Genomic DNA, 19,607 nt, shown 5'->3' with positions numbered 1-19,607 from the left:
TACTGCCGTGAAAGGCGCTCTGCTGGTTGCCGGCACTACCTCCGATGCAGGCAAGAGTGTGTTGGTCGCCGGCCTGTGTCGGATGCTGGCGCGGCGGGGTGTTCGGGTGGCCCCGTTCAAGGCGCAGAACATGTCGAACAACTCGGTCGTCACGTTGGACGGCGGCGAGATCGGCCGGGCTCAGGCGATGCAGGCGGCCGCTTGTGGCCTCGAGCCCAGCGTGCGGTTCAATCCGGTGTTGCTCAAGCCCGGCAGTGATCGGACGTCGCAGTTGGTGGTGCGCGGGCGTGCGGTGGCCCAGGTGAGTGCGAGCAACTACATCGAACATCGGCAGGCGCTCCGGCATGTGGTCGCCGACGAGCTGGCCTCGCTACGTGCCGAATTCGACGTGGTGATCTGCGAGGGTGCCGGTTCACCGGCCGAGATCAATCTACGCGCCACCGATCTGGCCAACATGGGATTGGCGAGGGCGGCGTCGCTGCCGGTGATCGTGGTGGGCGACATCGACCGCGGGGGAGTGCTGGCACACCTGTTCGGGACGGTGGCGGTGTTGTCACCCGAGGATCAGGCTCTCGTGGCAGGGTTCGTGATCAACAAGTTTCGGGGTGATCCGGCTCTGTTGGCACCGGGGCTCGACCAGTTGCGGACGTTGACCGGGCGGCCGACGTACGGAGTCGTTCCGTTCGCCGACGGGTTGTGGATGGACGCGGAGGATTCGCTCGGCACCGTTCCCGATGCGCCCGTGGGCAGGCCCCGTCCTCCGCTCGGCTCGCAGTGGCTGCGGGTGGCGGCGGTGCGATTGCCGAGGATCTCCAACACGACCGATGTCGAGGCGCTGGCGTGCGAGCCCGGAGTGTCGGTGCACTGGGTCACCGAGCCTTCTCGGCTCGAGGATGCGGATTTGGTGGTCGTCCCCGGCAGCAAGTCCACGGTGTCGGATCTGGAATGGTTGCGGCGCACCGGTCTTGCTCGTGCCCTTTCCGAGCGCGCCGCTGCGGGGAGGCCGGTTCTCGGCATCTGCGGCGGTTACCAGATGTTGGGCCGAACCATTTCTGATTCCGTGGAGTCAGGCGTCGGAACGGTCGAGGGACTGGGATTGCTCGATCTCGACATCGAATTCGCGGCCGAGAAGGTACTCGTGCAGGTGAGTGGTCGTTCCGTCACATTCGGCTCGGATCCCGTGCGGGGGTACGAAATTCACCATGGACGAGTGGTCCGGAACGACGACGATGCCCTGCTGACGACCGCGGGGGGCGTCGGCGAGGGCAGTGTGCGTGGCGGTGTCGTGGGAACTCACTGGCACGGACTCCTCGAATCCGATGATTTCCGTCGATCCTTTCTCGCCTGGGTGGCAGGGAAGGCGGGTCGCGCAGGATTCGAGGTTGCGTCCGACACGTCGGTTGCGGCCCTTCGAGAACAGCAGTTGGATCTGCTGGCGGATCTGGTGGACAGCAACATCGATATCGACGCCGTTCTCGATCTGATAGAGAACGGCGTCGACGGCTCGACGAAAAAGATCGTTACGCAGATGCTTTGAGCAAGCCCATCCAACTGACGGTCGAGAAGATCCCGGTGATCACGAGCGGAACGACCACCAGCAGAAGCACGCGTGGGGTGTCGGTGAAGAAAGTCCCGACGTCGGGCCACCAGTTCTGCCACGTGATCACGATCGCGCCGCCTCCGAAGACGACGAGGCCGGCGAGTCCGAGCGTGAACAGACCGTTCGTGCGGAAGCGCCGGTAGACGACTCCGACGAACGCCCCGATGGACCCGATCAGCAGTAGCCCGATCACCAGAGTCAGCCACTGCAGGAGCGGGTTGTCGGTGGCGTAGCGGGCCAGACCGAACATGCGGATCTTCAGCCCGAAGCCGCCGGTCGCGGCTTCGACGACCGACAACAGGTAGACGATCGTGCCGAGGGCGACCGATTGTGCTACCCCCACCAGTGCTGTCGCAGTGAGGAATTCGCGACGCGTGATGCTCAGGCTCAGCGCGTACGGGAAGCACTGGGTGATAGCCGTGACGTAGAAGGCAATAGCGAACCCATAGACCGAGAACACGCCGCCGCTGAAGCTGAAATCCGAATCGCTTTCCGGAACGACGGAGAAGATGCCGTAGGTGATCACGAACACTGCGACGAGAATTCCCAGGGGCCACGCGAATGTGGTTGCCCAGGAGGTGTTGTGGACCCGAGCTACGTTCAATATTCGCTTCATGACAAGGCCTCCTCGGCGGTGGTCGACTCGTGGATAGCGCCGGAATGCGACGTGGTTCGATCGATGATCAACTGCTGCAACGGAATCGGTTCGATGCTGAGACCGGACGCCACGCCGAGGGATTGCTGGTGATCGTTCAGTCGCCCGTCGATCGTCGCTCGGGCTGTCGAGCCGAGAGCAGTTCTGTGCAAGATTCGATGCTCTGCAGCGAACCGGTCGACAGCCTCGGTCGGACCGGTGATCTCGAATGCTCTCTCGCGCAGATCGTCCGACTCGGCGTCGAGCAGAATTCTTCCCTTGTCGATGAGAATCACGTGCTCGATCAGAGTGCTGACCTCGTCTATGAGGTGCGTCGACAGAACGACCGTTCGGGGGTTCTCCGCGTAGTCGGCCAGCAGCCGGTCGTAGAACATGTGTCGTGAGACTGCGTCCAGCCCCAGGTAGGGCTCGTCGAAGAAGGTGAGTGGCGCTCGGGACGCGAGACCGATGACGATTCCGAGTGCCGACGTCATTCCGCGAGAGAGCTTCTTGATCTTGCGACCCAACGGGAGGTCGAAATCGCGCAGCAATTCGGCGGCGAAGTCGTTGTCCCAGTGCGGAAGAATGTGGGAGGCCTGAGCAATGGCGTTCTTGACCTTCAAATCGTCGGGATACTTCTGGCTTTCCTTGACGAAGCACACGTGACTCAGAGCCTGTGGGTTTTCCCACGGGCGTTCGCCGAATACCGAGATCTCACCATCACTTTCGCGCATCTGGGCGGTCATCATCTGCATGACGGTGGTCTTGCCTGCTCCGTTGCGGCCGAGGAAGCCGTAGATCTTGTTGCGTTCGATCTCGAAGCTCACGTCGTCGACGGCGGTGAACGAGCCGAACTTCTTGGTCAGGTGTGTGGCCGACGCAACGACGCGGCGGAGTTCGTCGGGCGTACCGATATCGTGGATGCTCATCGCGATGCCTCCCAGTTGTCGAGCATGGTCTTGAGTTCGTCCGCGGTCATTCCGAGCTTGCGTGCCTCGGTGACCAGCGGGTCGATGTACTGACGGGCGAACAGATCGCGTCGACGGAACCGGAGTGCGTCCCGTGCGCCTGTAGTGACGAACATTCCGATCCCTCGCTTCTTGTAGACGACGCCGTCGGCGACGAGCTTGGCTAGCCCTTTGCCCGCTGTGGCTGGATTGATGCGGTGGAACGCGGCGAGCTCGTTGGTGGAGGGAACCTGTTCCTCCTCGGCCAGGGAGCCGTCGATGATCGAGTTCTCGACGAGCTCGGCGATCTGCAAGAAGATCGGTCTGCCCTCATCCATCAGAACCGCCGCCGGTGCGTCGAGGTTGGGCACCTCACTGGTTCATTACTCATGTAACTAACCATAGAACCGATGCGTGGTTCTGGCAAGAGGCAGTACCGTCGTCCCCATGGAGTTCACGCATGTGAGTGCTGCGGGCGGGTCTGTTTCTTTACGAGTAGCGGGACCGGACAGTCGGCACGCCGTGCTCCTGTTGCCCGACATCGGCGATTCGGTCGATGTCTACGACTCGGTCAGCGAGCGGTTGCACAACTCGGATCTGAAAACCGTTGCGGTGGAAGACATCGATGGAGTGGGGGACGACGCTGTTCTCGCCTTGCTGGACGAGCTGAAGCTGTCGTGGGTCCACCTCGTCGGGAGCGGTGCCGGTGCGGAATCGGCCTGGAGGCTGGCGGCAACGACCTTCGGCCGGTTTGCCAGCCTCATTGCCGTGGATCGTTGCCACCCTGCCATCGCCGACGATCGGGGAACCGTGCGTGACGCCGAATGCCCCGCAATCGAGTTGCCGACGACGCTGGTCATCGGCAGCTCCGCGATGCGTCCGTCCGCCGACAACAGCGGTCGCTTCGTCTACTCGGACTTTCGGGTCGTCGCGCTCGACGGTGTCGAGCGCGTCGCGGCCGACGCCCCGGCTGCGCTGGCCACGGAGATAGTGCTCCGCACCAGCCCTTGGTGACCGAGAACTACAGTTCGAGGCCGAGTAGCGCGTTCTCGACCACCTCGGGCAGTCCTGGGTGGATCCAGTACTGACCGCGGGCCATGTCTTGGGCGGACAGTCCGAAGCTCATCGCCTGGATGAGCGGCTGGATGAGAGTCGGGGCCTGAGCTCCGATGATGTGAGCCCCGAGTATCTTGCCGGTGCCCTTCTCGGCGATGATCTTGCACAGCCCTTCGCTGTCCTCCATCGCCCAGCCGAAGGCGACGTCGCCGTAGTTCTGGACCTTCACCGTGATGTCGAGCCCTGCGTCTCGGGCCTGTTCCTCGGTCATACCCACCTCCGCGATCTGCGGGTCGGTGAACACGGCAGCGGGAACGAATCGGTGATCGTAGGTACGCAACGCGGACGTGTCGCCGTGCCAGGCGTCCTGCAACAGGTTGTGCTGGACGACGCGCGCTTCCTGATTGGCCACATGCTTGAGCTGATACGGCGAGGACACATCGCCGAGTGCGAAGACGCCCTCGGCGGTGGTGCGGCCGAATTCGTCGACCACGATGCGGCCCTCGTCGTCCAGCTCGATCCCGGCAGCACCGAGATTCAGTCGGTCGCCGTTGGGCTGGCGGCCGACGGCCACGAGAAACGCGTCTCCGAGGACCTTGGTGCCGTCCGAGAGTTCGACGCCGTGCAGTCCGCCCTCGGAAATCCCGCGCGTGTCACCGGAGTCGAGGTGAACGCCCCACTTGGCCCGGGCGAGCTCGGTGAATCGCTTCGCGATATCGGCATCCAACGCGCGCAGCAGCGACTCCTTGCGGGCGACGATCGACACCTTCGACCCGAGTGCGGAGAAGACGTGCGCGAATTCGGCTGCGATGTAACCGGATCCGAGGATCACGAGGTGTTCGGGCAGTGCCGGTAAACGCATGACGTCGTTGTTGGTGTGGTAGTCGACACCGGAATCTTCGATCGATTGCGGCACGATGGGACGCGAGCCGGCCGCGATGACGATCCGGTCGGCCGTGATGGTCGTGCCGGTTCCGGTGTCGATGGTGCGCGGCCCGACAAAGCTCGCGTGACCTTGGAACAGCGTCACGTTGGGGCTGCCCTCGGCCCGGTATCGCTTACCGCCCTCGGAGATGGGGTCGATGCGTCCGAAGACCCGCTCGACGATGTCCGGCCAGCGGACCGCGTCGACGTGTGCATCGATGCCGTACTTGGCGGAATCTCGCACGGTACGGGCGACCTCGGCCGCGTAGACATACATCTTGGTGGGGATACAGCCGACGTTGAGGCAGGTTCCGCCGAACGTCGAATTCTCCTCGATCAGGGCGACCTTCTTGTCGTCGAACCTCTGATCGACGATCGAGTTTCCCGAGCCGGAGCCGATGATGACGACGTCGAAGTGCTCAGTCATGAAATGTGTCCGATCTCGGTGTGGTCCTTGCCCGACGCGTGGTCGGTCTTCTCTCCTCGGTGCAACCACTCGAGCCATTCGTCCATTTCCTCGAAGGCCTGGGCGCGAGGGCCCTCGGTGGACAGGAAGACGTCGTGGCGTGCGCCCTCGATGGGGACGATGGAGGTTCGATCACCCAGGCAGCCGGCCCAACGGGCGATCTGCCGGACGTCGAGAACGGCATCGGCCGCGTCGACGGCCGAGCTGTAGCGGCGAGAGAAATGCGTCACTTTCGAGCGAAGGATCAGCGAGGGAATTCCGATATCGAGGCCGCGGTGCAGCTCGGCATGCCCGTGCCGGACCGCACGGATCCAGCCGAAGGTGATGGGGAAGCCGGCGAGGGGTTTCCAGTCCAGGTCGTAATCCCACTCGCCCTGCTCCGATGCCGCGAGGGAAAGGCCGTAGGTGTCCAAGCCGCCCCCGGGAACCGGGGTCTTGGCCCGGAATCTGCCGATGACGTCGATCGCCGCGGTACCGACGCTACGTATCGCAGGCGGGCCCTGCAGGTCGAACCAGGGGCTGTTGAGGACGACGCCTGCCAGGCCCAACCCGGACGAGCCGCCTTCCTGACGGTTGAGACGGTTGAGCCACAGCGGCAACACGAGGCCACCGGTGGAGTGCGCCATCAGCAGCACCGGCGCGTCCGCGCGCTCGGCGCGCACCAGGCTCAGCGCCTCGTTCAGCTCGGCGTCGTACATCGCCAGATCGGTCACGAAGTGTGCAGTCTGGCCCTCACGGCGCGATCGTCCACATTTGCGCAGGTCGAGCGCGTAGAACGCGTATCCCTTGGCGGCGAAATGCTCGGCGATGTGTCGCTGGAAGAAGTAGTCGGTGAATCCGTGGACATAGATCACCGCGCGGTCGAAGTTGGCGACACCCGGCGGTTGATACCGCACCAGAGTGGCCTCGACCTGGCCCTCGCCGTCCGGATCGTCTCCGAGTGGGATGGTCGTCTGTTCGTAGCCGTCGCCGAGGACATCGGGAACCCAGGTAGTCACAGATCACAACTGTAGTGGGCGCCGCCGACAGCGTCCGAGGAGCACAATCGAGAGCAGGTTGACGTGGTGTCCGATGGGGTAGGCCCAGCTAGTAACCTGACCGCATCGGGTGAGTAACCCTCTACAGAAGAGTTCTCGGACCGATACCGCCACCGGCCGAGACCTTTACAGACAAGGAAGTCGATTCTCCAGTGTCCACAGATGAGCAGGGTAAGCGGATCAAGACCGACGTCGTTCTGGTCGGTGCCGGAATCATGAGCGCCACCCTCGGTGCGCTGCTCCGTCAGCTCGAGCCGAACTGGTCGATCGACGTCTACGAACGTCTCGACGCCGCAGCGGCCGAGAGCAGCGACGCGTGGAACAACGCAGGCACCGGGCATTCGGCGCTCTGCGAGCTCAACTACACGCCGCAGAACAAGGACGGCAGCGTCGATATCGCCAAGGCGCTCAACGTCAACGAGCAGTTCCAGGTCTCGCGGCAGTTCTGGGCCCACGGCATCGAAACCGGCGTCCTCTCCGACGCCAAGAACTTCATCAACCCGATCCCGCACGTGAGCTTCGTGCACGGCGAGGACAACGTGAAGTACCTGCGGGCGCGCTACGAGGCGCTCGTCGGCAACCCCCTGTTCGCCGGCATGGAGTACATCGATTCCAAGGACGAGTTCACCGCGCGACTGCCGCTGATGGCTCGTGGCCGTGACTTCTCCGATCCCGTTGCGCTCAACTGGAGTCAGGAAGGCACCGATGTCGACTTCGGTGCACTCACCAAGCAGCTGCTGAACTACCTGTCCGCGGCGGGTGGCACCGTGCACTTCGGGCACGATGTGCGCAACATCACCAAGCAGTCCGACGGCACGTGGGACGTCAAGGTGGCGAACCAGCGCACCGGTGCCAAGAAGACCGTCAACGCCAAGTTCGTGTTCGTCGGGGCGGGCGGCGGCGCGCTGCACCTGCTGCAGAAGTCGGGCATCGCCGAGATCAAGGGCTTCGGCGGATTCCCCGTCAGCGGCGAATGGCTGCGGTGCACCAACCCCGAACTGATCGAGCAGCACTCGGCCAAGGTGTACGGAAAGGCCTCGGTGGGAGCACCGCCGATGTCGGTGCCGCACCTCGACACGCGCGTCATCAACGGCCAGCAGGGATTGTTGTTCGGACCGTACGCGGGATGGTCACCGAAGTTCCTCAAGCAGGGCAAGATCACCGATCTGCCCGGCTCGGTCAAGCCGGGCAACCTGATGTCGATGCTCGGCGTCGGCGTGACCGAGCTCGGGCTCGTGAAGTACCTGGTGAGCGAGTTGGCTCAGTCGCAGGCCGATCGGGTCGAGACTCTGCGGGAGTTCGCGCCGACCGTCGTCGCCAAGGACTGGGAGCTGGTCACGGCCGGTCAGCGTGTGCAGGTGATCCGGAAGAAGGGACGCGGTGGCGTTCTCGAGTTCGGTACCGCTGTGGTCAACGCTGCCGACGGCAGCATCGCGGGCCTGCTCGGTGCCTCTCCCGGCGCATCGACAGCCGTACCGGCCATGCTGGACGTGCTGCAGCGGTGCTTCGGAGACAAGTACGACGCGTGGCAGCCCAAGCTCAAGGAAATGGTCCCGTCCCTGGGGGTCAAACTGGCTCAGAACAGCTCGCTGTTCGACGAGGTCTGGGCCTGGACCTCGAAGACGCTGGAGCTGGAAAGTTCGCGTGAGCTCGCACAGCACACGGGTGTGTGATAGCAAAAGGTATGAATACGCAAGCAGCAGCTCTCAAACGATCGTGGGCACTAGACCTGTCCAACAGCACGTTGTACGACCTGTTGAAGCTGCGTGTCGAGGTGTTCGTGGTCGAGCAGGCCTGCGCCTATCCGGAGTTGGACGGACGCGACCTGCTGACCGAGACGCGGCACTTCTGGCTCGAACGAGACGGTGAAGTGGTGTGCACTCTGCGTCTGCTCGAAGAGCACGACGACGGCGAGAAGGCGTTCCGTATCGGCCGCCTGTGCACCCAGCGTTCGGCCAGGGGACAGGGACACACCACGCGAATTCTGCGGGCCGCCCTGGCCGAGGTCGGTTCGGCACCGTGCCGGATCAACGCGCAGAGCTACCTCGTCGACATGTACGCCAAGCACGGCTTCCTGCCCGACGGCGAGGAAGTACTCGAGGACGGTATTCCGCACACTCCGATGCGTCGCGGTGGCGGCACCGCTTGGAGCGAGGCGTAACAGCCCGTTCGGATCCGAAGCTACGAATGCCACACACGTCCAGGCGTGTGTGGCATTCGTTCGTTCGGCGGTAGTGTTCCGTTCGAAGTCGAGTGCGGAGAAGTCCTGTGAGAATCAGGCGCGGTCCCGCCACTGTGATCAGGAGTGTTCTCCTGTCAGCCAGATCGCCGCCCGGCTTCGTGTAGTCCACCGAACGCTCGGCGCGGAACTCCGAGCACGAAGGGAATTGGTTGTGCAGCGAGAGAGCAGTGTCCCCGAACCGGGGTATCCGTTCAGTGCGATCGTCGGTCAGGATCAGCTGCGGTTGTCGTTGATTCTGTGCGCGGTGCACCCCGGTATCGGCGGTGTGCTGGTGCGCGGCGAGAAGGGGACCGCGAAATCGACGGTGGTTCGGGCGCTCGCAACTCTGCTGCCTGCCGTCGAGGACGAGGATGGTGCCCGCCCGGCCAAGCTGGTCGAGCTTCCGGTGGGAGCGACCGAGGACCGCGTGGTGGGGTCCATCGACCTCGAGAAGGTACTGCGTGACGGGGAACGAGCATTCCAACCCGGCCTGCTCGCAGCGGCACACCGCGGCGTTCTCTACGTCGACGAAGTGAACCTGTTGCACGACCACCTCGTGGACGTCCTGCTCGACGCGGCGGCGATGGGTCGCGTACACGTCGAACGAGACGGCGTATCGCATTCTCACCCAGCACAATTCGTCCTCGTGGGCACGATGAATCCCGAGGAGGGTGAGCTCCGGCCACAGTTGCTCGACCGATTCGGTCTGGCGGTCGAGGTCACCGCGTCGCGTGATGTGGACGTGCGCATGAATGTCGTGCGCAGGCGTATGAACTACGAGCGTGATCCCCACGCGTTCGCGGCAGCGTACGTCGACGAGGACGCCGCCGTTGCAGCGCAGATCGTGGCTGCACGCACGATCCTCGATGATGTGGTGTTGAGCGACAAGGAACTTCGGCGCATCGCCGCGCTGTGCGCATCGTTCGACGTCGACGGTATGCGCGCAGACCTGGTGGTCGCGCGTACGGCCTCGGCCCACGCCGCGTGGCGAGGCGCGAGCGAGGTGACCGAGGAGGACGTGCGCGTCGCGGCCGAATTGGCGCTACCGCACAGGCGTCGACGCGACCCCTTCGACGAGCCGGGTATAGACGACAAGCAGCTCGACGACGCCATGCGCGACGCCGCCGAACAGGCCGAGCAGCAACCCGATCCCGAGCCGGAGCCGGATCCCGACGGTGATGGAGGAGCACCGAAGCCCGACGCGGCCGAAACTCCCGACGCGCCGTCGAGTACGGAATCCGACACGCCGCAGGAACCGGCCGACAGCCAGGAAAAGGCCCCGACCGGTGCGGGCAGCGATCGGCAGGCGGGAACACCGGGCGCGCAGTTCAAGGCGCGGCTCATCGAGCTTCCCGGGGTCGGTGAAGGTGCTCCGGGTAGGCGCTCGCGGTCGAGGTCCTCGTACGGACGGTCGGTTCGTCCCACCGTCGAACCGGGCCGGGGTCTGCATCTGATCGGTACGTTGTTCGCGGCAGCCGAGCAGCAGGTGGTGCGTGGGCGCACGTCCGGGCGGCTGCGACTGGCGCCCGAGGACCTGCGCGGAGCCGTCAAGGAGGGGCGCGAGGGCAACCTCATCGTCTTCGTCGTCGACGCGTCGGGATCCATGGCTGCGCGAGACCGACTGTCGGCGGTGACGGGTGCGGTGCTCTCACTGCTCCGTGACGCCTATCAACGGCGCGACAAGGTCGCGGTCATCACCGTGCGCGGCACCGAGGCCGAGACAGTACTGCCGCCGACGTCCTCGGTCGATGTCGCTGTGACGCGGCTGCGAAAGATGAAGACCGGGGGCAAGTCTCCGTTGGCGCAGGGATTCCTGACCGCGCGAGAGTTGGTGCTGCGCGAGAAGGTTCGAGACCCGCTGCGGCGCGCGTTGGTGGTCGCTCTGACGGATGGGCGTGCCACGGGCGGCACCGATCCCGTCGGTCGGGCGCGAATCGCCGCCGGCCGCATCGCGGCGGACAAGATCGCGTCGGTCGTCGTCGACTGCGAGTCGGGCATGGTGCGCCTGGGATTGGCCGCGGACTTCGCCGGCTGTCTCGGAGGCGGATACGTGGCGCTCGCGGACCTGTCGGCCGAGCAGGTCACCGCCGTCGTTCGCGCAGCGGCGTAGGGGGACACGCGATGCCACAGGGAGTACCTGCTCCGGGAACCGTTCCGGAGGACGGCCTCACGACTCGTCAGCGCCGCAATCTGCCGGTGCTCGCCGTCCACACCGGTCCCGGTAAAGGGAAATCGACCGCTGCGTTCGGAATGGCGTTGCGGGCCTGGAACCAGGGTTTCGACGTCGGCGTGTTCCAGTTCGTCAAGAGTGCGAAGTGGAAGGTGGGCGAGGAAGCGGCGTTTCGTGCTCTGGGCGACGCGCACGAGAGCACCGGAATCGGAGGCGCTGTCGAATGGCACAAGATGGGGGAGGGGTGGTCGTGGACTCGCAAGAAGGGCAGCGAGGTCGACCACGCCGACGCCGCGGCCGAAGGCTGGCGTGAGATCGCACGGCGCATCGAGCAGCAATCCCATCGCTTCTACGTGTTGGACGAATTCACCTATCCACTCAAGTGGGGCTGGGTCGACGTCGCGGAGGTGGTCGAGGTGCTGACACATCGGCCGGGCAACCAACATGTCGTCATCACCGGCCGCGACGCTCCGCCGGAGTTGATCGCGGCCGCCGACCTCGTCACCGAGATGACCAAGGTCAAGCACCCGATGGATGCGGGTCGCAAAGGGCAGCGGGGCATCGAATGGTGAACCGGTCGTGTCCGGCCGTGGTGATCGCGGCACCCGCGTCGGGCAGCGGAAAGACGACGGTCGCCACCGGACTGATGGGTGCCCTGCGCGGTGCCGGCCGTCGGGTCGCTCCGTTCAAGGTCGGCCCGGACTACATCGATCCCGGTTACCACTCGCTCGCCGCGGGCCTGCCCGGTCGAAATCTCGACGCGGTCATGGTCGGTGCCGACCGCATCGGCCCACTGTTTCTGCACGGCAGCAGCGGCTGCGACATCGCGGTGGTCGAAGGCGTCATGGGCCTGTTCGACGGCAAGATCGACATGACCGGTCCGGGGGAGGCGTCCGCCGAGGGCTCGACCGCGCGAGTGGCGGCCATGCTCGGCGCGCCGGTGGTGCTCGTGGTCGACGCACGCGGGCACAGTCAATCCCTCGCCGCCGTGCTGCACGGATTCTCCACCTACGACTCGAGTGTGCGGATCGGCGGTGTGATTCTCAACCGCGTCGGCAGTGATCGGCACGAACAGGTGCTCCGTCAGGCCTGCGAACGAGTGGGTGTTCCGGTTCTGGGCTCCCTGCCGAGGATGAGTGAATTGGTCGTTCCGTCACGGCATCTGGGGCTGATCACCGCGGTGGAGCACGGCGGTGCCGCTACCGATGCGGTCGACGCGATGAGTGCATTGGTCGCACAGTTCGTGGACATCGAGGCGGTCGAGGCTCTGGCGCGTTCGTCGGTGCCCGTCCCGGCCTGGAACCCTGCGCTCGAGGTCAGACCGTCCGGCGGCGCACCGGTGATCGCTGTCGCCGGCGGCCCGGCGTTCACCTTCGGCTACACCGAGCACGTCGAACTGCTTCGGGCCGCCGGCGCAGATGTTGCGGTCTTCGATCCGCTGCGCGACGGATTACCCTCGGGCACAGCAGGAGTGGTGCTCCCCGGCGGCTTCCCGGAAGAGCATGCCGCCGCCCTCGCGGCGAACGAAGTGCTCCTCGCCGATATCAGGACAGCGGCGGCCCGCGGATTGCCGATACATGCCGAATGCGCCGGGTTGCTCTATCTCGCAAGGAGATTGGACGGCCACGCCATGGCCGGAGTGGTCGACGTCGACGCGGAATTCGGGAACACGCTCACCCTCGGATACCGCGATGCCGTCGCCCTCGAATCGTCGACGCTGTTCGACGCGGGTAGTCGCGTCACCGGCCACGAATTCCACCGAACGAAACTGGTGGACGTCCGAGAGAGCGCACCGGCGGCGTGGGGTTGGCACAAGCATGGGGTCGACGGCAGAACCGCCGCCCGCGAGGGTTTCGTGCAGGGTGGTGTCCACGCGTCGTATCTGCACACACACGCGGCGGGAAACCCCGAGTCGATCACTCGATTCGTCGCTGCCGCACACGATTACGCGTGCGTGTGAGGCGCGGCGTCGTCATCGGAATCGGCGCCAGAGCCGGGGTCGGACCCGACGAGGTACTGCGGGCGATCACCGAGGTGATGCACGAGAACTGGTCGGTGGTGAGCATCGCATCGATCGACCGAAAAGCAGAACTGGTGGCAGCGATCGCGTCGAGAATGGGTGTTCGAGGAGCGACGTTCTCGGCGTCGGACCTGTCTGCAGTCGTCACCGAATCCGGGTCGGACCGGGTGCGAGACGCAGTCGGTACTGCCAGCGTCGCGGAAGCGTCGGCTCTGTTGGCCGGCTCGGCGCGGCGGCTGCTGGTTTCGAAGGCAGTCGGGGCCACCGTGGTCGTCGCGGTGGCCGCGACGGACGAAGAACCGGCGGATCCGCCGCACTGACTGGCGAAAGCGAGCCGACGAGGGCACTGTGGGTCGAATGAGTTCCGACAGTCTGGTTCTACTCGGCCCGATCGTTCGTTATGTCGGCACCGAGACCGCGACCCTGTGGTTCGAGATGGCGCACCCGTCCACCGTCACCGTCGTCACCGATGTCGGCGTCCGAGCATCGGAACGAACGTGGGGAGTGCACGGTCACCACTTCGCGCTCGTTCCACTCGAGGGCCTGCCCGCCAACGCGCCGGTGAGCTACGAGGTGTTCGTCGACGAGCACAGGGTGTGGCCGGAGGACGGCAAGCGAGCCAGCATCCACACCGTGGACGCAGCGGGGCCGGTCACGCTTGCGTTCGGGTCGTGTCGGCGCGGCGACGATTACAGCGCGAAGTCTCTGAAGACGATCGGTGCCGATGCACTCGCCGGGCTCGGATCTGCCCTCATCGAGCAGGATCCGGGCCAGTGGCCCCAGGCCCTGTTGCTTCTGGGTGACCAGGTGTACGCCGACGACCCGTCGCCCGAGATAGTCGAACGACTGCAGGCGCGACGGGAGTCGGGAGAGGGACCGACCAGTGCCATCGGCACCGACGCGGAGAACGAGATCTGCGACTTCGAGGAGTACTCGTGGCTGTACCGGGAATCGTGGGGACTCGAGCCGGTGCGGACGCTGTTGGCGAGCATCCCGTCGTGCATGATTCTCGACGATCACGATCTGCGCGACGACTGGAATTCGTCGGCCTCCTGGCGTCGTGACATCGAGACCCGGCCGTGGTGGAACGACCGCGTGATCGGGGCGTACTCGTCGTACTGGGTGTATCAACATCTGGGCAATCTCTCGCCGAAAGAACTGGCGGGGGACGAGATGTACGCCGCCGTTCGCTCCGCCGAGACCGATGCGGATCGCGAGAAACTGTTGGCCGACTTCGCGTTACGTGTCGATCGAGCCCCCGAGACCGGCCGGTGGAGCTTCTATCGAGATTTCGGCGACACCCGTCTGATCATGATCGACTCACGCTGCTCACGAAATCTCGACCCCGACAACCGCGAAATGGTCGACGAGAAGGAATGGGCGTGGGTCCGCGAGCGCGCACTCGAGACGACGCCCCGACACATGCTGTTCGGATCGTCACTGCCGTACCTGATGCTGCCGGCACTGCATCATCTAGAACAGTGGAACGAGGCTGTGGCACAGGGGAGTTGGGGGCCGAGGTCGGCCAAGGTGGCCGAAAAGATGCGAATCGGACTCGACCTCGAGCACTGGGCCGCATTCACCAACTCGTTCAACGACATGGCAGCCCTGACGCGTGAGCTCTCGCGCGGTGACGACAAGCCCGCGTCGATCATGTGGCTCTCGGGAGACGTGCACTGCTCGTACGTCGCGAACGCCGACTTCGGTGTCGGCGGGCGCGACGTGCCTGCGACGTATCAGCTGACGATGTCTCCGTTCCGCAATCCGCTGAATCTGCCGATCCGCGCGGTCAACAAACTTGCCGTCAAACGCCCGGCGGCGAGGATCCTGTCGAAGCTCGCGCGGGCCGCCCACGTGGGCCCGTCGGGTGTCGAGTGGCAGGCCGAGGCGGGCCCGTGGTTCGACAACGGGGTCATGCTGCTGACCCTGCACGGCGACTCGGCGCGACTGCAGGTCCACCATGCCCACGTCGACGACGCCGGGAAGCAGGTCCTGACACGAACGTCCAGCCTGGCGCTCGCCTAGAGCAGGCATCCCCGCCATGCTCGGGTGAAAACGATTGGCCATCGAGGGGCTAATGGGGTTGGCTGGTTCGTTGTGGCCCATCTCGAACTCAACGACATCGTGTACTTCCTGCCCGACGGACGGCAGCTGCTCAACGGCGTCGGCTTCCGGGTGGGCGACGGTGCCAAGACCGCACTGATCGGGCCCAACGGAACCGGTAAGACGACGTTGACGCGCATCGTGGCGGGCGACGAGGCTCCCGACGAGGGCGCGGTGTCGAGCTCCGGTTCGCTCGGGGTGATGCGGCAGTTCGTCGGGCAACTGCGAGACGACTCGACGGTGCGTGACCTGTTGCTGTCGGTCGCGTCCCCAGCCGTGCGGTCCGCAGCTGCTGCGCTCGACGCCGCCGAGAACACGATGATCGAGGTCGACGACGAGAAGACCCAGATGAAGTACGCGCAGGCCCTGTCCGATTGGGGCGACGTGGGCGGCTACGACCTGGAACCGTTCTGGGACAAGGTGACCACGGCTGCGCTCGGTATGCCGTTCGATCGCGCGAAGTGGCGCGCCGCCTCGACGCTCAGTGGCGGTGAGCAGAAGCGGCTCGTGCTCGAGTCGTTGTTCGCCGGCACCGACGATCTGCTGCTGCTCGACGAGCCGGACAACTACCTCGACGTGCCCGGCAAACGTTGGCTCGAAGCGACCATTCGCGACTCCGACAAATCCGTCCTGTTCATCAGCCACGACCGGGAGCTCATCGCCAACGCTGCCAACCGGATCGTGACCCTGGAGCCGGGGGTGAGCGGGGCCACCGCGTGGGTGCACGGCGGTGGGTTCGCGACGTATCACGCAGCGCGGGAAGACCGGAACGCGCGACTCGACGAACTGCGCAGGCGGTGGGACGAGGAATTGGTCAAACTGCGCGCGCTGGTGTTGCGTCTGCGCGAGAAGGCGAAGTTCAACGACGGCGTCGCCGCCCGCTACCACGCATCGCAGACGCGACTGGCCAAATTCGAGGAGGCCGGACCGCCCGAGGCCGTGCCGCTCAAGCAGCACGTCACCGTCCGGTTGCGCGGTGGTCGAACGGCCAAGCGTGCGCTCGTGTGCACGGCCCTGGAACTGACCGGACTGATGAAACCGTTCGACACCGAGATCTGGTACGGCGATCGCGTGGCGGTATTGGGTTCCAACGGCTCGGGCAAATCGCACTTCCTGCGTCTGCTCGCCAACGGCGGCACCGATCCCGAGAAGGAGCACGAGCCGGTCCAGGAACTCGCACTCGCGCCCGTTCCGCACACCGGGACAGCGGTACTCGGGGCCCGGGTACGGCCCGGTCTGTTCGCGCAGACGCACACGCGTCCGGATCTTGCCGGCAACACGCTGCTCGAGATCCTTCACATGGGCAACGAGCACCGGGACGGCATGGGCCGTGAGGCCGCCGGCCGAGCGTTGGACCGATACGGTCTGGCCCGCGCGGCCGAACAGTCCTACGACAACCTGTCGGGCGGGCAGCAGGCACGTGTGCAGATTCTTCTGCTCGAGCTCTCCGGCGCCACGCTGCTGCTGCTCGACGAGCCGACCGACAACCTCGACCTGATGTCGGCCGATGCGCTCGAAGACGCCATCGCGGCATTCGAGGGCACCGTGATCGCGGTGACACACGACCGGTGGTTCGCCCGCAGTTTCGATCGATTCCTGGTGTTCGGTGCCACCGGGCAGGTTTACGAAGCAGCCGAGCCCGTATGGGACGAGAAGCGAGTCCAGCGCGCGCGGTAGCGTTTCCTCTCGTGAACGCGACTGACTCTCCCTATCTGGTCGGCCTGAATCTCGAAGGGCGGCGCGTCGTCGTGGTCGGTGGCGGCACCGTCGCACAGCGTCGACTACCGCTGTTGATCTCGTCCGGAGCAGTGGTCCACGTGGTCACCCGCGAGGCCACTCCGGCCGTGGAGGCAATGGCGACAGCAGGGCAGGTGACGCTCGAACTGCGCGATTACCGCCACGGCGATCTGGCCGACGCCTGGTACGCCATCGCCTGCACCGACGAGGCCGAGACCAATATCGCCATTGTTGCGGAAGCGACCGCGTCCAAGATCTTCTGTGTCCGTGCCGACATCGCCAAGGACGGCACAGCCGTCACTCCGGCGTCGGCCGAATGGGACGGCCTCACGCTGGGAGTGCTGGCAGGCGGCGAACATCGCCGATCGGCCGCCGTGCGCAATGCCGTCGTCGAAGCGCTGCAGTCCGGCGTCGTGGCCGACTCGGCGCACGCGCCGCTGACCGGTGTCGCGCTCGTGGGCGGCGGGCCGGGCGACCCGGATCTGATCACCGTCCGGGGCCGCAGACTGCTGGCATACGCGGACGTCGTGGTGGCCGATCGGCTGGCTCCACCGGAGTTGCTCGCCGAACTCGGACCACACGTCGAGGTCATCGACGCTTCGAAGATTCCGTACGGCCGGGCAATGGCGCAGGAAGCCATCAACCAGGCGCTGATCGACGGTGCCAAGGCCGGCAAGTTCGTGGTTCGGCTCAAGGGCGGTGACCCGTACGTCTTCGGTCGCGGTTACGAGGAACTCGAAGCGCTGGCCGCCGAGGGCATTCCGGTTACGGTGGTACCGGGCATCACCAGCGCGATCTCGGTTCCGTCCTCGGCCGGAATCCCGGTGACGCATCGCGCCGTCACCCACGAATTCGTCGTCGTGAGCGGTCACGTGGCCCCCGATCACCCCGATTCTCTGGTCGACTGGGACGCGTTGGCCAAGCTCAAGGGCACAATCGTGTTGCTGATGGCCGTCGAGCGCATCGGGCTGTTCGCCGATGTACTCGTGGCGGGCGGCCGCCCGTCGGACACCCCCGTCATCGTCGTTCAGGAGGGCACCATGCGCACCCAACGTGAAGTTCGGGCCACGCTGAGCACCGTCGCCGACGCGGTCCGCGAGGCCGAAATCAGGCCGCCGGCGATCGTCGTCATCGGCACTGTGGCCGGGTTCTCTGTACACGCCGGTAACGTGAACGCTCGTGCCTGAGTCATCGATGTCCAACACCTCCGCCACCGAGATCAAGTACCCGGTGACGACTCGAGCGTTCGGGATGGCAATCATCGTCCTGAGCGGGCTGCAACTGATGGTGGTTCTCGACGGCACCGTCGCCAACCTGGCCTTGGCTCCGCTGCAGGCCGATCTGGGTCTGTCCGACGCCGGGCGCAACTGGGTGTTGACCTCCTACGCGCTGGCATTCGGTGGGCTGATGTTGCTCGGCGGCAGGCTCGGCGACGCCTTCGGGCGAAAGAAGATGTTCCTCGCCGGCGTCGTCCTGTTCACGATCGCCTCGTTGCTGTGCGGTCTGGCAGTCAACGAAGCCACGCTCGTTGCGGCGAGGGCACTGCAGGGGGTCGGTGCCGCGGTGGCGTCGCCCACGGCATTCGCGCTGGTGGCCACGACATTCGCTCCTGGCCCGGTGCGTAATCAGGCCATCGCCATCTACGCCGCCATGACCGGTGTCGGGTCCATTGCCGGGCTCATCATCGGCGGCGCTCTGACCGAGGTGTCGTGGCGTTGGATCTTCCTGATCAACGTACCGATCGGCATCGTCATCGTCGTGCTCGCCGTCGTGTCGCTGCAGGAGACCGTCGGGGCGAAGCTCGCCCTGGACGTGCCGGGTGCGATCCTGGCGACCCTGGGCTGCACGGGTGTGGTCCTCGCGCTGAGCGAGGGTACCGAGCTGGGCTGGTCTAGCCCGATCGTCATCGTGTCGTTGATCGCCGGACTGCTGTTCCTCGGATTGTTCCTGTTGGTCGAGCGACGGGCCGAGAACCCGCTGCTGCCGTTCTCGTTGTTCGTCAGTCGCGATCGAGTGGCGACTTTCGTCGCAATCTTCTTCGCCGGCGGGGTCATGTTCTGTCTCGCTGCATATGTGGCGTTGTTCGTGCAGGACATTCTGGGCTACAGCCCGCTGCATGCCGGCCTGGCTTTCGTGCCGTTCGCCTTCGGTCTCGGTGCCGCGGCGTTCCTCGCGTCGCAACTGGTGACTCGGATCGCTCCGCGCTGGCTCATTCTCTGTGGTGCGGTCATCATGGTCGGCTGGCTGCTGGTGTCCGTGACGACGATGGACGCGGATTCGGCGTACTTCCCAGGGTTGTTCTTCCCGGTGATCGGGATCGGCTTCGGCGTCGGTCTGACGGTCGTTCCGCTGCCTCTGTGCGCCATCGCGGGCGTGAGCCCCACCGAAATCGGTCCGCTGACGGCAATCTCGCTGGTCGCCCAGACCCTCGGCGGTCCTCTGGCGCTGGCCGTCATCGGGGCACTGGTCACGTCGCGAACACTGTCCCTCGGCGGCATATCCGGGCCGGCGACTCTGATGAACGACAGTCAGCTCGACGCACTGAGCTCCGGGTACATGTTCGCGCTGTTCTGTTGCGCGGTCTGCGCCGTGATCGCCGGCATCGCCGCACTGTTCATCCGATTCACCCCGCAGCAGGTGGCCCAGGCGCAGGCCGCGCAGGAAGACGCCCAGAAGGGCTGACGAGCGGGGC

17 protein-coding genes and 1 riboswitch are annotated in these 19,607 nt (G+C 65.4%); of the genes, 12 read left to right on the top strand and 5 right to left on the bottom strand.

The annotated features are described in order from the left end of the window. Window positions 1–7 precede the first annotated feature (7 nt). Window positions 8–1,537 carry a cobyric acid synthase gene (locus RFA01S_RS14005; RefSeq protein ID WP_032407056.1) on the top strand — a complete coding sequence of 510 codons (1,530 nt, stop codon included), beginning with the start codon at window positions 8–10 and terminating at the stop codon, window positions 1,535–1,537. Here RFA01S_RS14005 and RFA01S_RS14000 read toward each other — a convergent pair. From RFA01S_RS14000 to RFA01S_RS13990, 3 genes are read right to left on the bottom strand one after another with little or no spacing between them, the layout of a single operon-like run. Next, entirely contained in the window at window positions 1,521–2,216 is a 696-nt protein-coding gene (locus RFA01S_RS14000) for a hypothetical protein (protein WP_027496720.1), read from the bottom strand. The two genes, RFA01S_RS14005 and RFA01S_RS14000, sit on opposite strands and share 17 nt — an antisense overlap. Then, window positions 2,213–3,163, bottom strand: a complete 951-nt coding sequence (locus RFA01S_RS13995) for an ABC transporter ATP-binding protein (RefSeq protein WP_032407057.1) — start codon at window positions 3,161–3,163, stop codon at window positions 2,213–2,215. Before RFA01S_RS13995 ends, RFA01S_RS14000 begins: the two co-directional genes overlap by 4 nt. Continuing rightward, entirely contained in the window at window positions 3,160–3,522 is a 363-nt protein-coding gene (locus tag RFA01S_RS13990) for a GntR family transcriptional regulator (protein ID WP_032407113.1), read from the bottom strand. Before RFA01S_RS13990 ends, RFA01S_RS13995 begins: the two co-directional genes overlap by 4 nt. A gap of 106 nt (window positions 3,523–3,628) precedes the next feature. Here RFA01S_RS13990 and RFA01S_RS13985 point away from each other — a divergent pair, with 106 nt between their 5' ends. Beyond that, entirely contained in the window at window positions 3,629–4,195 is a 567-nt protein-coding gene (locus RFA01S_RS13985) for an alpha/beta fold hydrolase (RefSeq protein WP_032407058.1), read from the top strand. A 7-nt stretch (window positions 4,196–4,202) separates the two neighbouring features. Here the strand turns inward: RFA01S_RS13985 and mtr are convergent, their stop codons facing one another. Continuing rightward, complete coding sequence (gene mtr, locus RFA01S_RS13980) at window positions 4,203–5,588, bottom strand: mycothione reductase (RefSeq protein ID WP_032407059.1); 1,386 nt, start codon at window positions 5,586–5,588, stop codon at window positions 4,203–4,205. After that, complete coding sequence (locus RFA01S_RS13975; protein ID WP_032383400.1) at window positions 5,585–6,625, bottom strand: alpha/beta hydrolase; 1,041 nt, start codon at window positions 6,623–6,625, stop codon at window positions 5,585–5,587. Before RFA01S_RS13975 ends, mtr begins: the two co-directional genes overlap by 4 nt. Window positions 6,626–6,816: 191 nt before the next feature. Here RFA01S_RS13975 and mqo point away from each other — a divergent pair, with 191 nt between their 5' ends. The 10 genes from mqo (at window position 6,817) to RFA01S_RS13925 (ending at window position 19,597) form a co-directional block, all read left to right on the top strand. Beyond that, window positions 6,817–8,337, top strand: a complete 1,521-nt coding sequence (gene mqo, locus RFA01S_RS13970; protein WP_027496726.1) for a malate dehydrogenase (quinone) — start codon at window positions 6,817–6,819, stop codon at window positions 8,335–8,337. 11 nt (window positions 8,338–8,348) lie between these two features. Continuing rightward, the gene (locus RFA01S_RS13965) at window positions 8,349–8,825 is read left to right on the top strand and encodes a GNAT family N-acetyltransferase (RefSeq protein WP_027496727.1); all 477 of its coding nucleotides are present in this window, start codon (window positions 8,349–8,351) and stop codon (window positions 8,823–8,825) included. Window positions 8,826–8,910: 85 nt separating this feature from the next. Beyond that, window positions 8,911–9,003: riboswitch (adenosylcobalamin-variant (AdoCbl-variant) riboswitch) on the top strand. Window positions 9,004–9,057: 54 nt separating this feature from the next. Further along, window positions 9,058–10,995 (top strand): magnesium chelatase subunit D family protein, encoded by a 1,938-nt coding sequence (locus RFA01S_RS13960; RefSeq protein ID WP_027496728.1) that lies wholly within the window; start codon window positions 9,058–9,060, stop codon window positions 10,993–10,995. An 11-nt stretch (window positions 10,996–11,006) separates the two neighbouring features. After that, window positions 11,007–11,627 (top strand): cob(I)yrinic acid a,c-diamide adenosyltransferase, encoded by a 621-nt coding sequence (gene cobO, locus RFA01S_RS13955; protein ID WP_027496729.1) that lies wholly within the window; start codon window positions 11,007–11,009, stop codon window positions 11,625–11,627. Then, a complete protein-coding gene (locus RFA01S_RS13950) occupies window positions 11,621–13,015 on the top strand; it encodes a cobyrinic acid a,c-diamide synthase CobB (RefSeq protein ID WP_027496730.1) in 1,395 nt (464 codons plus the stop codon). Before cobO ends, RFA01S_RS13950 begins: the two co-directional genes overlap by 7 nt. Further along, window positions 13,006–13,395, top strand: coding sequence for a cobalamin biosynthesis protein (locus RFA01S_RS13945; RefSeq protein WP_051365125.1), 390 nt, complete (start codon window positions 13,006–13,008; stop codon window positions 13,393–13,395). Before RFA01S_RS13950 ends, RFA01S_RS13945 begins: the two co-directional genes overlap by 10 nt. Window positions 13,396–13,432: 37 nt before the next feature. Then, window positions 13,433–15,100 (top strand): DUF7800 domain-containing protein, encoded by a 1,668-nt coding sequence (locus RFA01S_RS13940; protein WP_032407060.1) that lies wholly within the window; start codon window positions 13,433–13,435, stop codon window positions 15,098–15,100. A 72-nt stretch (window positions 15,101–15,172) separates the two neighbouring features. Further along, complete coding sequence (locus RFA01S_RS13935) at window positions 15,173–16,855, top strand: ATP-binding cassette domain-containing protein (protein WP_032366426.1); 1,683 nt, start codon at window positions 15,173–15,175, stop codon at window positions 16,853–16,855. A gap of 11 nt (window positions 16,856–16,866) precedes the next feature. Further along, on the top strand, window positions 16,867–18,102 hold the full coding sequence (cobA, locus tag RFA01S_RS13930) for a uroporphyrinogen-III C-methyltransferase (RefSeq protein WP_027496733.1): 1,236 nt from the start codon (window positions 16,867–16,869) through the stop codon (window positions 18,100–18,102). Window positions 18,103–18,109: 7 nt separating this feature from the next. After that, on the top strand, window positions 18,110–19,597 hold the full coding sequence (locus RFA01S_RS13925; protein WP_032366427.1) for an MFS transporter: 1,488 nt from the start codon (window positions 18,110–18,112) through the stop codon (window positions 19,595–19,597). The last annotated feature ends 10 nt before the right edge of the window (window positions 19,598–19,607 follow it).

It is taken from the genome of Rhodococcoides fascians NBRC 12155 = LMG 3623 (assembly GCF_001894785.1).
Taxonomy (GTDB): Bacteria; Actinomycetota; Actinomycetes; order Mycobacteriales; family Mycobacteriaceae; genus Rhodococcoides; species Rhodococcoides fascians.
This window is presented reverse-complemented; position numbering and strand designations above follow the sequence as displayed.

Coding starts and splice junctions, on each gene's coding strand:
- RFA01S_RS13965 (WP_027496727.1), top strand. CDS start 8,349: ATGAATACGCAAGCAGCAGCTCTCAAACGATCGTGGGCACTAGACCTG.
- RFA01S_RS13995 (WP_032407057.1), bottom strand. CDS start 3,163: ATGAGCATCCACGATATCGGTACGCCCGACGAACTCCGCCGCGTCGTT.
- RFA01S_RS13950 (WP_027496730.1), top strand. CDS start 11,621: ATGGTGAACCGGTCGTGTCCGGCCGTGGTGATCGCGGCACCCGCGTCG.
- RFA01S_RS13985 (WP_032407058.1), top strand. CDS start 3,629: ATGGAGTTCACGCATGTGAGTGCTGCGGGCGGGTCTGTTTCTTTACGA.
- RFA01S_RS14000 (WP_027496720.1), bottom strand. CDS start 2,216: ATGAAGCGAATATTGAACGTAGCTCGGGTCCACAACACCTCCTGGGCA.
- mtr (WP_032407059.1), bottom strand. CDS start 5,588: ATGACTGAGCACTTCGACGTCGTCATCATCGGCTCCGGCTCGGGAAAC.
- RFA01S_RS13925 (WP_032366427.1), top strand. CDS start 18,110: ATGTCCAACACCTCCGCCACCGAGATCAAGTACCCGGTGACGACTCGA.
- cobO (WP_027496729.1), top strand. CDS start 11,007: ATGCCACAGGGAGTACCTGCTCCGGGAACCGTTCCGGAGGACGGCCTC.
- RFA01S_RS13940 (WP_032407060.1), top strand. CDS start 13,433: ATGAGTTCCGACAGTCTGGTTCTACTCGGCCCGATCGTTCGTTATGTC.